The organism is Rhizobium sp. BK176 (assembly GCF_024808055.1).
Genome location: NZ_JANUBV010000017.1, coordinates 17,783 through 31,970, shown reverse-complemented (window position 1 = coordinate 31,970; position 14,188 = coordinate 17,783). Strand labels below are relative to the sequence as shown.

Below are 14,188 nucleotides of genomic sequence, written 5' to 3'. Positions count from 1 at the left end.
CGTCCGGCCCACACAGGAGCAGCCCAACACAGTGGACATGAAGGGGTTCGGCGCCGGGGAAGGAAGTACGCTCCTCATCAGCCTCGCGACAGCAGTCGTGCTGCTCACATCATGGTGGCTGGTTGCAAGGCTCGGACTGGTTCCGCGTCTCTTCCTCCCGGCACCACAGGAGGTACTGACCCAGATCGGCACGGTTTACAGGGACGGTTATGCCGGCGCCTCTCTCGGTGAACATGTCTCTGCAAGTCTCTTCAGGATCGCCGCGGCGGCCGCCATTGCGATCGCTGCCGGCATCCCGATTGGCCTGCTGATGGGTCTCAACCGGTGGGCAAAGGGCATCTTCGATACGCCGATCGAATTCTACTGGCCGCTACCGCCGCTTGCCTATCTGCCATTGATGATCATCTGGCTCGGAATTGGCGAGACGTCGAAGGTGACGCTTCTCGTCCTTGCAATTTTCGCTCCGATCTGTCTTTCCGCCCAGGCCGGGGTTCGCTCGTTGCCGATCGAACGCATCAATGCGGCGCGATCCCTCGGTGCCCGGCACTGGCAGCTGGTTGTCAGCATCGTTCTGCCATCTGCACTTCCGGAGATCCTCACAGGCATTCGCATCGGGTTCGGCGTCGGCTGGGGCACGCTTGTTGCAGCGGAACTTATCGCCTCAAATCGCGGCATCGGGTACATGATCATGTCAGCTTCCCAGTTCCTCGCGACCGACGTCGTCTTCGTCGGCATCGGGATAATCGCTGCCTGTGCATTCGCGTTCAGCCTCGCCGTTCGGATCTTGGAAGCAACCCTCGTTCCGTGGAAAGGTAAGATCTAGCGCGAACGCCTGCCACGTCCCTGACGGGGCGCCCTTTCTGTCACGACGGGGATCGACCGCAATGAAACAGATGCAGATCTTTGCCTTCGACATGAACTGCGTCGGCCATATCAATCACGGCATGTGGACCCACCCACGCGATACCTCGCTTCACTACACGGATCTCGATTACTGGGTGGATCTTGCCCGAACTGCCGAGCGCGGAAAGCTCGATGGGATATTCCTGGCTGATATCCTCGGCGTCTACGACGTTTACAAGAACAGTGCGGCGCCGGTCATCCAGGCTGCTGCCCAACTCCCTGTAAACGACCCCATGGTGCCGATCGCGGCCATGGCCTACGTCACCAGGCACCTCGGCTTCGGAGTGACAGTCAACACGACTTTCGAACCGCCTTACCTCCTTGCACGGCGCATGTCGACGCTCGACCACCTGACAAAGGGTCGGATCGGGTGGAACATCGTCACCGGCTACCTCGACAGCGCAGCGCGGGCAATGGGTTTGGAGAAGTTGCCGGAACACGACGCGCGCTACGATGCGGCAGAAGAATATCTCGAAATTCTCTACAAGCTCTGGGAGGGAAGCTGGGACGACGATGCATTCGTTGGCGACAAGGTCCGTGCAATTTTCGCCGACCCTGCAAAGGTTCGTGCCATGAAGCACGAGGGGCAATACTACAAAATTGAGGGGTTTCATCTTTCACAACCCTCACCGCAGCGCACGCCGCTACTCTTCCAGGCGGGAGCCTCCGCTCGTGGGCAGGATTTCGCCGCCAGGCATGCCGAGTGTGTCTTCGTTGCCGCGCCAACCCCGCAGGCAGTCTGCCGGCCCGTTGAGGCATTGCGGGCAAAGGCCGAGGCGTTCGGACGCGGACCAGATGCCCTGCGCGTTCTGCAGCTTGTTACAATTGTTGTTGGCCGGACCGAGAAGGAGGCGCGGGACAAGCTCCAGGACTACCGCACGCATGCCAACGTGGAGGCGTCTCTTGCACACTACGCGGCTTCGACTGGCGTTGATCTCTCCAAATACGGTCTTGACGACCCCATCACGCAGGCGTCGACCAATGCCAATCAGTCGGCACTCGCCGCGATCACCAAGGATGCGCCGACGCCCATGACACTGCGCCGGATCATTGACCACATGGTGCTTGGTAGTCGGATGAAGCCAATTGTCGGATCACCCGCTCAGGTCGCGGACCGACTGGCGGAATGGATTGCCGATGGCGGCATAGATGGCTTCAATCTCGCGCGTACCGTTGCTCCGGAAAGCCTGCTTGACTTCGTCGATCTCGTGATCCCGGAGTTGCAGGAGCGCGGGCTATTCAAGGCAGATTATGCGCAGGGCGCCCTGAGACAAAAGCTGTTTGGCAAGAGCGGCAGGTTGCCGCCTGGGCACCCTGCCGCCGCGTTCCGGCATTGATTACTTGTGGTCCAGCCTGGCGACCAGCCGATCGCCAAGCCACTGGATGCCGCAGACCAGGACGATCAGCACGGCAACAACAGCGACCATTACGGCAGTCTCGAAGCGTTGGTAGCCGTAGCGTATGGCGAGATCACCAAGTCCGCCGGCACCGATCGCCCCCGCCATTGCAGACGCTCCGATCAGGGTCACGAGGGTAACGGTGAACCCGGCGACAATCCCGGGGAGCGCTTCTGGAACCAGCACTTCGCGAATGATCGTCCACCCATTGCCCCCCATGGCGCGCACGGCATCGATCAGGCCGCGGTCTACTTCTCTCAGGGATACTTCCGCGATACGCGCGTAATAAGGTGTTGCTGCAATCGCGAGCGGCACGATCGCTGCCCACGTTCCCAAAGCCGTACCGACGATAAGACGCGTCAACGGGATCAGCGCCACCAGCAGGATGATGAAGGGAACGGATCGAAAACCGTTGATGATGGCGCCAAGGATACCGTTAATCCACGCGTTTTGGGCTATGCCGCCCTTGTTGGTGAGAACCAGCGCCAGCCCGAGCGGTAGACCGAAGACCAGCGAGATGAGCCCCGATGCGCCGGTCATCAGGATCGTTTCCCAAAGCGAGCGAAGCAGAAGATTAAACATGATCGGTGTCATAACCGAGAACCTCCACCCGCGCCGAGCGGGCTTTCAGAAATTGCAGGACCTTGTCTCTCAAGGCCGGGTCGCGGGTCGGCACGGCGATAAAGAACCGCGCCACAGGCTGGTTCTGAATATGGTCGATACCGCCGTGGACAAGGCGGAAGGATTGCGGAAGTGCTGTGGACAAGTCGGCAAAAACCGCGCCCTGTGCCACGGGGCCCGCCATGTCGATGCTGAGGATGGCTTCATCGCCCGATGTGGGCGACAGGCGTGCTGCTATATGTTCAGGCAATTGCGGCCGGCTGCCAGACAGCAGGCTCTTGGTGATCGCTGCTTTTGGATCGGCAAATACAGACCAGACTTGTCCTTCTTCCGCGATGCGGCCAGCGTCAATGACCGCAACACGATCTGCTATGCTTCGGACAACTTCCATCTCGTGGGTGATGAGGATGATCGTGAGCCCAAGCTTGCGGTTGATGTCCTTGAGCAGGGCCAGGATGGATCGCGTCGTCTCAGGATCGAGCGCGGATGTCGCTTCGTCAGACAGAAGCAACGCCGGACGGGCTGCGAGTGCGCGGGCGATGCCGACACGCTGCTTCTGACCACCGGATAGGGATGAAGGATAGGCCCTCGCCTTGTCGGCAAGACCGACGAGCTCGAGCAGTTCATGCGCGCGTTGCAGGCGCTCCGACTTTCCAGCGCCAGCGATCTTCAGAGGGAGCGCAACATTCTCTTCGACGGTTTTCGATGCCAGCAGGTTGAAGTGCTGGAAAATCATCCCGACACGGCGCCGAAGGGGTTGCAGTTCCTTTTCGTCGAGACCGACGATGCCGCGTGCCTCGATTTCGATCAAACCGCTGTCCGGACGCTCTAGGCCATTCAGACAGCGGATCAACGTGGATTTTCCGGCCCCGCTTCGCCCGATGATCCCGAGAATTTCGCCCTTGTGAACGGTGAGCGATATTCCATCCAGGGCGGCAGTCGTACCAAAGTGCCGGTGGACATCGACGAGGCGGACGACCTCTTCGCCCTTTACCGCTGGCGAAGCCTCGATTGTGGCGGCCGATACATTCGAATTCATCTTCTATCCTTTCGGAAAACGCTCAAGGCGGCCCGGGCTGGGAACGCCCGGGCCGCCTTGTTCATGCACCCGCTGCGTGGCGCAAATGTCGATCAGTAGGCGCTGACGCCGGTTCCCTTATACACCTTGTCGAACTCCGCCTTAACCGTGTCGTTCTGGTAGGACGATACAAGCGTCTTGACCCAGGCTTCGTTTTCGCTGCCCTGCTTGACGGCAATGAAGTTGCGGTACGGGTTATCGGCGATCGGCTCCTGCGCAATACGGTCAGCTGCGGACAGGCCGGCCTTCAGTGCCCAGTCGGTATTTACCACGGCTGCATCCAGATCATCGATGGCGCGGCCGACCACGCCGGCATCAAGCTCCTTGATTTCGACGTTCTTTGGATTCTCGGTAACGTCAGTGACTGTTGCAAGAATTCCCGTGCCATCCTTCAGCTTGATAATGCCTTCGTTCTGCAAGACCCGCAGTGCACGGCCTTCGTTCGAGGGATCGTTGGGGACACCGATCGTCGCGCCTTCACCAATCTCGGCGACCGCCTTGTGCTTCTTGGAATAAAGACCGATCGGCCATACCGCGGTATATCCAACAGGGACTATGTGGTAGCCATGCTGTTCAACCTGGTTGTCGAGGTATGGCTTGTGCTGGAAAGCGTTTGCGTCGATTTCGCCGCGCTCCAGCGCCTCGTTCGGCTGCGTGTAGTCGTTGAAGACGACCGTTTCGACCGTCAGGCCTTTCTTTGCGGCTTCGGCTGTCACGACTCGCCAGACATCTTCGTCCTCGCCACTCATGATGCCAACTTTAATAGATTTGTCTTCGGCGAAGGCAGTAAACGGCGTTGCCAGGGCGATCAGAGCGATAGTAGAGGCGGCCATCACAGTAAGGGTGGTGCGGCGCGCGAGGCTTGGTTTGGACGTCTTCTTGTTCATTTTGGTGTTTCCCGTCTTGAATTGGTGAGGCGAGCCTCGAACAGCCGGATAGTTCCAAAACTGGTGAAAATAAACCAAGCAAGCCCATCTCTATTGCGCTGCAGCACGGAAAAACTCTTCGGCCGACGGGCGCAAGTGGGGGATAAAAATTCTACTGATTTGGTAGAATATTGCCATTGCTCGGTTCTTCGGCCCATTCTAGGTTAAACCATCCGGGCGCGAAGGACAAACGCGCCTTCCCCCACCAAGGTCATCGGAATCGCGTGCATTGGACCACGACAGCGTGACAACCGGACGAAATAACGGCGGCAAGACACGCCACCCCGTTGTTGTGGTTGTTGGTGGAGGCGTGTCTGGTGCTGGCGTTGCCTATCACCTTGTGCGTACCATGGGCGAGCAAGCACCCGCGATCGTCGTGTTTGAACCACGTTCTGAACTCGGCAGAGGGCTCGCTTACGATACGACCGATCCTGCCCATCGCATCAATGTCCCCGCTGCGCGCATGAGCCTGCTGCCCGACCGGCCCGAGGATTTCCTGGAATGGATCGCGCGCGAGGATGCGGTCGCCGACGATCCCGAAGCTTTCCGGCCAGACGGCAACCTTTTCCCGCGCCGCCAGGTCTTTGGCTCTTACATTGCTTCAGCTCTCGCCCCTTATGTTGAAACGGGAGCAGTGCGCCATCGGCGCGCGCTCGTTGTCGACGTGTGCCGCGACGGATTGCTCTGGCGCATTGCCGACAGCCAGGGCGGTCAGGTGTTTGCCGATTTCCTGGTTATAGCCACCAGTCATCCCTCACCGTCGGTGCCGGGTGCCCTGCGCGTTCTCGAGGGACATCATCGTTTTGTGCCCGATTCGACCCGTATTGAAGCTCTGGGGCACATTCGTCCGAATGACAGGCTGCTGATTATCGGCAACGGCCTTACGGCGGCCGACATTGTCGCTTCGCTGGCACGCACCGGTCACCGCGGCCAGATCACCTCGATTTCACGTCGGGGATTGCGATCGAGAGGGCATTCGCCCTGGCCGCAAGATCCGTTTGGGGACTTCGAAGCAACCCCAACCCACAGCGCCACCGCCCTCCTCCGAAGCATACGTCTGGCGATCACCGAGGCCGAGGCCGCCGGACTGACTTGGCATGCGGTCATCGACCAGGTCCGTACCCATGGGCGCGCCCTCTGGCAGAAATTACCCATGTCGGAGCGATGCAGGATTGTGCGTCACATCAGACCCTTTTGGGATGTCCATCGGTTCCGGATCGCGCCGCAGGTTGAGGATGTGTTGGAACAGGCAATCGCGGAAGGCAGGATGGAGGTCCTGGCGGCGTCCGTCGGCAAGGTCCATTTTGAAGGCGGGTCGATCCACGTCGCGCTTCGACGACGCAGCGGCCCCTCATTGCAGCGGTGCTTCGATGCCGTCGTCGTCACAACCGGTCCGGCACATGGCGGGATCCTGGACAGTCAAGCCTGGCTTTCAACGATGCGCGCTCAGTCGCACTTGCAACTCGATCCAACCGGCCTCGGCATCGCATGCTCCGAGCGCTCGGAGGCGCTGGATGCCGATGGATTGCCCGACGCGACTCTGCTCGTTTCCGGGCCGCTGGCGCGAGGTACGTTCGGAGAGTTGATGGGCTTGCCTCAGATCACTGAACATGCGGTCTTCGTGGCGAGCGAGCTTTCCACGAAGGTGACAGCACTTCGGATGCCGGCTCGAAACTGAACAGCGCGTATCGGGGCCTTTGGCACAAGCCTGCCTTCAGGCCATCTGAGAGCCCGTCTGTCATGGCGCGGAACCCGGTGTCACCATGAACGGTTCAAGTTCTGGATCGAAGTCGACCTCGACCACGTTGTTGAATGTCGCAGTCGCGAGCATGATACCAGCAAATGCCACAAGGTCGACGAGCGTCTTATCATCGTAGCGCTCCTTCAGGCTGGTCCAGATTTCCGCGGGGATCGCGTTGGAATTGGCGACGATGGCATTTCCGAAGCGGTCAAGAATGGCCTCTTCTTCCGAGAGCACCATTGCGTCCGGATTGAAGCCTGCATTGATCAACGCCCGGCGGAAGAAGCCGACGGCGATCTTTGAGCGCGCTGCTTTCGAAATCGAATGGGAAAAGATCCAGATGGGTCGATCGGGAATGGACGCGAGTTCGGCGCGAAGCGTGAACCATTCAGCGTAAATCCGGTGCGCCACCGGCGAATGCAGGAGTGTCCGCTTCATGTTCGTCATGCGACCGCGAACCCTCACCTCTTCGTCGTGCGCTGCCTGAATCTCGCGCGAGGCGGTGGCGTATTCGATCTTGGGGATTTGGCTCATGATCATGCTCGTGTTGTCGGTTGCTATCGTCTTATTGCGAGTCGCAGGGTAACGCACCCGGCCGTCCTGATCCTCCTTTAGGTTGTCAGATTGCTCCAAGCCATCTCATCACAGCGAGGATAGGAAACGCGAGGGAGAACGACATTACGTTCTTGACAATTCCAGCTTGCCAATTCACGGTGAAACCGGTTTCACTCGCAATACGGATAGTTCGTGCGGCTCGATCTTTCGGTTCTCTTGCCCCATCTCGGCTTTCTCGCGCATGGCGCGCTTTTGACGGCAGAGGCATGCGCACTGGCCCTCATCGGAAGCGTCGTGATGGGGGCATTCGTGGCGATCGCACGGACTTCCTCCTCGGCACTTCTGCAGCGGGTCTCCTGCCTCTACGTCGACATTTTCCGCAATGTGCCCTTCATCGTGCAGCTGTTCTTCTTCTACTATGGTCTGCCCGAGGTCGGCATCTACATTGACGCGTTTACAACAGGCGTGATTGCGCTGTCGATCGCAGGCGGCGCCTATGCCTCCGACGTCATCCGTGCAGGCATTCTGGCTATCGATCAGGGCATCATCGAAGCTGCTGAGGTAAGCGGCCTGTCGCGGCGCGTTTTGTTCACGCGGATTGTCCTGCCGATCGCGCTGCGCACGTCGGTGCGCCCCCTCGGCTCGGTCCTCATCAACATGATCCTCACCTCCTCGATCCTCTCGACGATCACTCTGAATGAGCTCACCGGCTCTGCGCAGATCGTCGTATCGCAGACGTACCGCCCCTTTGAAGTCTACGTTGTTCTCCTCGTGGTCTATGCGGCATTGACCTACCTCGTCTCTCTCGCGATTGCGCTCCTCCACCGCCGCCTCAACCGTGACATGATGGAGGCTGTTACCTGATGCGTTTTACTGATTTCACGGCGTTCGACCTCGTCCTTCTCGCGCAAGGGCTCGGCGTCAATCTGGCCCTTTTCCTAGGAACGTCCCTGATCGGACTGGTGATCGGAATCGCGTGGGCGATCGTGCGTTACTACTGCGTGCCGGTGTTGAGCGCGTGCATCACCTTCTTTTCCGAGCTGCTGAAGAATTCACCGGTTCTGGTGCAGCTGTTCCTGGTGTTTTTCGGCCTGCCTGGCCTTCTCCACATCCGCGTCACGCCCGTCACGGCGGCGGCGATCACCCTTTCCGCCAACACAGCCGCCTTCGTCTACGTCATTGCGGTCTCGGGCATCGAGTCAATCGGCCGGGATCAGCTCGAAGCGGCGCGTGTCTTTGGATTAAGCCGCCGGCAGGTGCTTCGTCATATCGTCGCGCCACAGGCGGCTGCATTTGCGGTCGGGCCTCTGATCGCTCTCCTCGTCAACCAGCTGCAGGTCACGTCGCTGATCTCGGTTATCGGCGTTGTCGACCTGACCAAGATCGGCAACATCCTGAACATGCGCACCCTAAAGCCATTTGTCGTCTGGACGGCTGTTGGCCTGCTTTACTTCGCCGCCGCCAAGCTGGTCGCCTATGCGGGATCGCGCTTCGAAAAACGCCTCCGCGCCCATAGCGCCTGGAGAGGGCTCTGAAATGATAAGAGTTGAAAACGTAAGGAAGTCCTTCGGTCAGACGCCTGTGCTCGACGGTGTCGATCTGACGATTGCGCCTGGCGAGGTTGTTTCGATTCTTGGCTCCTCGGGGTCGGGGAAGTCGACGCTGATCCGCTGCATCAACGGGCTGGAAAGGCTCAGCGGCGGCCGGATCATGGTCGATGAATTCGACGTCAGCATGCCGAAGGAGCTTGCCGAAGCGCGGAAACGCTCCGGCACGGTCTTCCAGTTGTTCAACCTCTATCCGCATATGACTGTGCTCGGCAACATCACGCTTGCGCCGATCGAAGTGCTGAAGAAGCCCCGCGGCGAGGCTGAAGCCAGGGCGCGCGCCCTTCTGGAATCGGTCGGACTGGGCGGCAGGGCCGATGCCTACCCGGCGCAACTTTCTGGCGGTCAGCGCCAGCGCGTCGGCATCTGCCGCGCGCTTGCGATGCAGCCTCGCTACCTGCTGTTGGATGAAGTGACCAGCGCGCTTGATCCGGAGATGACAGCGGAAGTGCTCACAATTCTAGCCAAGCTCGCCCAGGACGGGACGACGATGCTCTTCGTCACGCACGAGGTCGAGTTTGCCAGGCAGATTTCGGACCGGATCGTGTTTCTCGACAAGGGCAAATTGCTGGTCGATCTCCCGACAAAAGACTTTTTCGACAACAGTGGTGGCATGGCGCAACCGCGTGTCGCCCAGTTCCTTTCCAAGATGCGCAAAGATTAGAGGTGCTAGATGCTGCTGTTGGCCAACAAAGAAGCCTGGCCGGGTTTTCCGACGTCCGTTGAAATGCTGCGCGATGGTGCAAACAGTCTCGATGCAATGGTCGCCGGGATCGGCAAGGTCGAGAGCGAAGTGAAAGTGCGGAGCGTGGGTTATGGCGGCTGGCCCAACATGCTTGGCAATATGGAGCTTGATGCCGCGGTCATGGACGGCAACACCCGCGAAGTCGGGACTGTCGGGGCCGTGCCCAACACGCTGCCGGTCGCACGTCTTGCCCATGAAGTTATGAAGCGCCTCCCGCACGTCATGCTGACCGGTGACGGCGCCCGGCGCTTTGCCACCGAGATCGGCTTCGCAGAGGATGACGTGTTGTTCGAAGACAGCAAGAGGGTCTGGTGGGAGCGGCTGGAAAAGGAGCTGTCGGCGGAGGACCTCGCGAAATTTCCGGACATACCGCTCGCGCCGTTGAGCCGCGCGATTACCGATCCGGAGCGCGTTCGGGACACCACGGTGTTCCTGTCGGCGGATCCTGCACGCGGCATCCACGCGGCGACGTCAACTTCTGGCTGGGCATGGAAATATCCTGGCCGCCTTGGCGATAGCCCGATTCCGGGTGCCGGTTTCTACGCTGATAGTCGCTATGGGGCTGCCGCCTGCACGCACACTGGAGAAATGACAATGCGTTGTTCGACGGCTCGCACGGTCGTCCTTGCAATGAAGCTCGGCTATTCACTCACTGACGCGGTGAAACTCGCTATCGACGAGCTCAATGAACTTTCCTCGGGCTTCCTGGCGGGCGTCGTGATCCATGCGGTCGATGCGAAGGGAAACCACGAGGTCGTGAACTTCAGATGCGAGGGCGAAATTCGCTACTGGCTCTGGGAGGACTCGATGCCCGAACCGGAACTGCGGGTAGCGAAACAGGCATAATCAAAGAGGGAATGAAAACATGAAGCGCATTCTGACTACACTTGCCGCATTCGCCATTGTGGCAGGTTCTGCTCTCCCGTCGTTTGCGGGAATGATCGACGATATCCGATCGCGCGGAACCGTTCGCATCGGAGTCTCGCTCGGCGGCGAGCCGATCGGCTTCCGTGACGCGCAGAACAATCCCGTCGGTTACGATGTCGATGTCGCGACGCAACTCGCCCAGAAGCTCGGAGTACCAGTGGAGTTCGTCGACGTTTCAGGCGATGCACGTATCTCTATGCTGGTTTCAGGCCAGATTGACCTCTCAGTTGCCAACACCTCCGCAACGCTGGAACGCGCCAAGACCGTGAACTTCACGATCCCCTACAATCGCGCCGGCTTGCGGGTCATCGTCCAGAAGGATTCGGGCATCAAGGAGTTGAAGGACCTCGCCGGGAAGAAGGTCGTCGTTGGTCGGGGAACGACGGGCGAGAGCTTCCTCAAAACGGCTGTCCCGGATGCAGAACTTGTCTACGTCGATCAGTTTGCCCCAGACGGCGTCCTCCAATTGCAACAGAAGCGCGTCGACGCGGCGATCGAAGATTCTTCGCTGCTCGATTATCTGGCGACCAAAAATCCGTCGCTCGTGACCCTGCCGGGCCTCTACTCCAACGATCCAATCGGTATCGCCGTCGCCAAGGGAGACCCGGAATTCGTGCGGTGGCTCGACATGTTTGTCTCCGATTACATCCAGTCGGGCGCCTATGCGGCGAACTACAAGAAGTGGTGGGGTCCCGAATCTAACCCTCCTGCCTTGAACCCTCAGTGGTAGGGCTACCACGGGCTGCCTTCCGGCAGCCCGTTTTCGTCTAGGCGGTCCGGCGGGGAACGAAACGGGTCGGCACAGTCACAGGGGGCTGGGAAGTCTTGAAAATGCCGGGATTGGCAACGGCATCGACGATGTGGCGGACATAGAGCGCCTTGTCATAGCCAATCGACGAGATCGGATAGGCATCGAAATCGGTCAGGGACAGGTTGTCGAAACCATAGAGCCGGAAGCGCGTGGGTCGGCCATCGGGAAAATCGACCCGACGGACATCCAGGATTCCCATCGCCATCGCATCTGACGTGCAAAACACCGCATCGAGAGCGCTCAACCCTGTCAGTTCGATGGCGGCCGCATGCCCGCTTTCGTAGGAGTAGTCGCCCTGAACTGTTCGAATGAGGTCGATCCCGTAGCGTGCGAAGCACTCCTGGTAAGAGCGAATGCGGGCCTGCTCGACCGGAGAGGATGCACGACCCGTAACGAGAGCGGCACTGCGAACCCGTTTCGATGCGGCGTCAGCCACCGCTTCGGCGATGCCGGCCCGTTCGTCGGGGATGATGACGGGAGAGTACTGGTCGTGAAGGCCATTGAGCATGATGACATGATCGGAGCGGAACATCCGCCGCACGGTCGGCGCGTCGGCAAAGTCGGAAAACACCAACGCGGCATCGACATGATAGGCCACCCCATTGCGCAAGAACTCTTCGACGCGCGCAACCGATCCGATACGGATCAAGATGACCTGCTTGCCGACGATCTGGATCTGATCGATGAGCCGGTCAAAGAGATCGAGGTCAGAGAGATCGTGAATGTGATTGACCACTACGGCGACGAGATTCACTGTCTTGGTGGTCAGGCTTTGTGCGAGCAGGTTCGGCTGGTAGCCAAGGCGGGTGGCCGCTGCGATTACACGTTCTCTTTTCTCGGAGGACACCGGCCGGGGTTCGTTGGAAAGTGCCCGGCTTGCTACCGCACGCGAGACACCCGCCAAACGGGCAACGTCGGCAATCGTGGGAGGGGCGTCGCGGCTACTGTCATGATTCATGTTCGAAAGCTTTCCACCATTAAGAGGGTGATATCGCACCGCTCGGTGCTTCGGCTATGTTAATCTTCGGCTCCCCGGCGCCTGGCCCGCCACTATTCACGCTTTTTCTGCCTTCACCTTTGCCATGCCTTGATACTTGCTTGGAGGAACTTGATGTCTGTCACGCTAGCCCCTGTTGCATTGCCCGATTTCGGCCCGATTGGACCGCAGCCGCAGGTTCCATCGGCAATTTATGATTTACGTGCGGTTGCCGCCTTCAATGCCGCGCGGACTGACTGGCTTGTGGTCTATGCCGACCGTGAGCACTTCGGAAATATCATGCATCTCACCGGTTTCGAGCCGCGCTTCGAGGAAGCCCTGCTGCTGCTTGGTCCGGAAGGGCGTCGTGTGATCATCACCGGAAATGAGTCCGAAAGCTATGCGGCAATCGCCGGTCTCCCCGGGATCACCGTGCTGCGGGCGCAAACCTTGAGCCTTATGGGGCAGGATCGCAGTCAGGATCCGAAGTTGGCCGATCGGTTGCGCGATGCGGGACTAAAGGGCGGCGATTCTGTCGGCCTGGTCGGCTGGAAATATCTCGGACCTGACGAGGATGAGGACTACGGCCAGAGTTTCTTCGTCCCGCATTTCATTGTCAATGCGCTGCGGCGAGTAATCGGCCCGGCGGGAACACTGCTTGATGCCACCCCTATCCTCATGCATCCGGAGAATGGTCATCGCGCAGTTGTCGATGTCGATCAACTCGCGGCGTTTGAGTGGGCGGCAGCGCGTTGCTCGCAGGCGCTGTTCAGGGTCGTTGCCGGAACTCGGGAGAACGAGACGGAATTTCAGGCGCTTGGGCATCTCGGCTACGAGGGAGATCCGACGAACGTCCATACAATGTTTGCTTCAGCCAGTGTCGGCGAGACCATCATCGGCCTGAGAAGCCCCACGTCGCGCCGACTGAGAAAGGGCGATGGCGTGACGACAGCACTCGGTTACTGGGGTGCGCTGTCGTCGCGCGCTGGGCTGCTAACGGACTATGAAGAAACATTCCTGAAGCCTGCGAAAGCCTACTTCGAGGCTTTGACGACGTGGTACGAGACGGCAGATATCGGCGTGACGGGCGGCGACCTCTTCGCCGCGGTTACCGAGAAACTTCAGTCCGCGGGTCTCGACTCGGCTCTAAATCCTGGTCACCTCGGCAGCCACGAGGAATGGCTGCATTCACCAGTACGGCCCGGGTCGACTGAGCGTTTGCGATCCGGCATGCCGTTCCAGGTTGACGTGATACCAGTACCAATGCCCGCGGGTTGGGCGCTCAACTGCGAAGACATGGTGGCCTTCGCGGATGCCAACATGCGCGAGGAGATACGTCAACGTCATCCGGAGATGCATGCGCGCATTCTTCTGCGGCGTTCTTTCATGGCGAACAAGCTCGGCGTGACACTCTCCGAGAATATTCTTCCGCTTTCGTCGACACCGCTTTATCTGCCGCCGTTCTGGCTTAAGTCGGGGAGCGTTCTCGTGCGAGAATGAAGCCATGTATTGGCGCGACGGGCCGGAGTGTTTCTTTTACGCGGAGGTCTTTTGTTCGCATGTGTCGGCGTCGATGACTTTGAAGTCGCTTGAGCGCATCAGGCGGCCCATCGTCCGCAATCGTTCGATAAGCTCGCTGCCGTCGACCGACGCACGGGTCAACTCGAGCTGGCGGTACTCGCTGGATGCTTGGCTCCAATGGTCGCCACTGCGGCCGTTCGGTCTCCCTTCGGATTCCCAGAGTGCGTAGGCGCGTTGATTGATCCAGTCGTCCTTGCTGCGTGACATGCCGGCCTCAGCTGTGGAAAGGTGTATCGATTCCTTCAGGCTGACAAATGGGCATTACTGGTTCGTTACTGCAGTGCAAAAAGCGCCTGCTGCGACATCTCTTTGGCGTATTG

General features: G+C 59.5%; 15 protein-coding genes. 9 read left to right on the top strand and 6 right to left on the bottom strand.

What is annotated here, in order from left to right:
* Window positions 1-37: 37 nt before the first annotated feature.
* Together FHT76_RS31810 and FHT76_RS31805 are read left to right on the top strand one after the other, a co-directional pair.
* Complete coding sequence (locus FHT76_RS31810; protein ID WP_246712685.1) at window positions 38-823, top strand: ABC transporter permease subunit; 786 nt, start codon at window positions 38-40, stop codon at window positions 821-823.
* Between the two features lie 61 nt (window positions 824-884).
* On the top strand, window positions 885-2,240 hold the full coding sequence (locus FHT76_RS31805; protein ID WP_183757126.1) for an LLM class flavin-dependent oxidoreductase: 1,356 nt from the start codon (window positions 885-887) through the stop codon (window positions 2,238-2,240).
* Here FHT76_RS31805 and FHT76_RS31800 read toward each other — a convergent pair whose 3' ends face one another.
* From FHT76_RS31800 to FHT76_RS31790, 3 genes are all read right to left on the bottom strand, one after another.
* Window positions 2,241-2,894, bottom strand: a complete 654-nt coding sequence (locus tag FHT76_RS31800; RefSeq protein ID WP_183757127.1) for a methionine ABC transporter permease — start codon at window positions 2,892-2,894, stop codon at window positions 2,241-2,243.
* Window positions 2,875-3,960 carry a methionine ABC transporter ATP-binding protein gene (locus FHT76_RS31795; protein ID WP_183757128.1) on the bottom strand — a complete coding sequence of 362 codons (1,086 nt, stop codon included), beginning with the start codon at window positions 3,958-3,960 and terminating at the stop codon, window positions 2,875-2,877. Before FHT76_RS31795 ends, FHT76_RS31800 begins: the two co-directional genes overlap by 20 nt.
* Window positions 3,961-4,052: 92 nt before the next feature.
* On the bottom strand, window positions 4,053-4,886 hold the full coding sequence (locus FHT76_RS31790; RefSeq protein WP_183757129.1) for a MetQ/NlpA family lipoprotein: 834 nt from the start codon (window positions 4,884-4,886) through the stop codon (window positions 4,053-4,055).
* 268 nt (window positions 4,887-5,154) lie between these two features.
* On the opposite strand from FHT76_RS31790, the gene FHT76_RS31785 reads away from it, so the two are divergent.
* Window positions 5,155-6,603, top strand: coding sequence for an FAD/NAD(P)-binding protein (locus FHT76_RS31785; protein ID WP_210281000.1), 1,449 nt, complete (start codon window positions 5,155-5,157; stop codon window positions 6,601-6,603).
* A 60-nt stretch (window positions 6,604-6,663) separates the two neighbouring features.
* On the opposite strand, the gene FHT76_RS31780 is transcribed toward FHT76_RS31785, so the two are convergent.
* On the bottom strand, window positions 6,664-7,200 hold the full coding sequence (locus FHT76_RS31780) for a hypothetical protein (RefSeq protein ID WP_183757130.1): 537 nt from the start codon (window positions 7,198-7,200) through the stop codon (window positions 6,664-6,666).
* Window positions 7,201-7,413: 213 nt separating this feature from the next.
* On the opposite strand from FHT76_RS31780, the gene FHT76_RS31775 reads away from it, so the two are divergent.
* Genes FHT76_RS31775 through FHT76_RS31755 form a run of 5 tightly spaced genes read left to right on the top strand, consistent with a single transcriptional unit; the run spans window position 7,414 to window position 11,230 of the window.
* On the top strand, window positions 7,414-8,085 hold the full coding sequence (locus tag FHT76_RS31775; protein WP_183757131.1) for an amino acid ABC transporter permease: 672 nt from the start codon (window positions 7,414-7,416) through the stop codon (window positions 8,083-8,085).
* The gene (locus FHT76_RS31770; protein WP_183757132.1) at window positions 8,085-8,756 is read left to right on the top strand and encodes an amino acid ABC transporter permease; all 672 of its coding nucleotides are present in this window, start codon (window positions 8,085-8,087) and stop codon (window positions 8,754-8,756) included. The genes FHT76_RS31775 and FHT76_RS31770 overlap by 1 nt, the downstream gene beginning before the upstream one ends.
* A gap of 1 nt (window position 8,757) precedes the next feature.
* Complete coding sequence (locus FHT76_RS31765; RefSeq protein WP_183757133.1) at window positions 8,758-9,492, top strand: amino acid ABC transporter ATP-binding protein; 735 nt, start codon at window positions 8,758-8,760, stop codon at window positions 9,490-9,492.
* Window positions 9,493-9,501: 9 nt separating this feature from the next.
* Complete coding sequence (locus FHT76_RS31760; protein WP_183757134.1) at window positions 9,502-10,419, top strand: N(4)-(beta-N-acetylglucosaminyl)-L-asparaginase; 918 nt, start codon at window positions 9,502-9,504, stop codon at window positions 10,417-10,419.
* Window positions 10,420-10,438: 19 nt separating this feature from the next.
* The gene (locus tag FHT76_RS31755; protein WP_183757135.1) at window positions 10,439-11,230 is read left to right on the top strand and encodes a transporter substrate-binding domain-containing protein; all 792 of its coding nucleotides are present in this window, start codon (window positions 10,439-10,441) and stop codon (window positions 11,228-11,230) included.
* A 37-nt stretch (window positions 11,231-11,267) separates the two neighbouring features.
* On the opposite strand, the gene FHT76_RS31750 is transcribed toward FHT76_RS31755, so the two are convergent.
* Window positions 11,268-12,269 (bottom strand): LacI family DNA-binding transcriptional regulator, encoded by a 1,002-nt coding sequence (locus FHT76_RS31750; RefSeq protein WP_183757136.1) that lies wholly within the window; start codon window positions 12,267-12,269, stop codon window positions 11,268-11,270.
* A 153-nt stretch (window positions 12,270-12,422) separates the two neighbouring features.
* Between FHT76_RS31750 and FHT76_RS31745 the strand changes: the two genes are divergently transcribed.
* Entirely contained in the window at window positions 12,423-13,787 is a 1,365-nt protein-coding gene (locus FHT76_RS31745) for a M24 family metallopeptidase (RefSeq protein ID WP_183757137.1), read from the top strand.
* Window positions 13,788-13,823: 36 nt separating this feature from the next.
* Here FHT76_RS31745 and FHT76_RS31740 read toward each other — a convergent pair whose 3' ends face one another.
* Window positions 13,824-14,075, bottom strand: a complete 252-nt coding sequence (locus tag FHT76_RS31740) for a DUF2934 domain-containing protein (RefSeq protein ID WP_183757138.1) — start codon at window positions 14,073-14,075, stop codon at window positions 13,824-13,826.
* Between the last annotated feature and the right edge of the window lie 113 nt (window positions 14,076-14,188).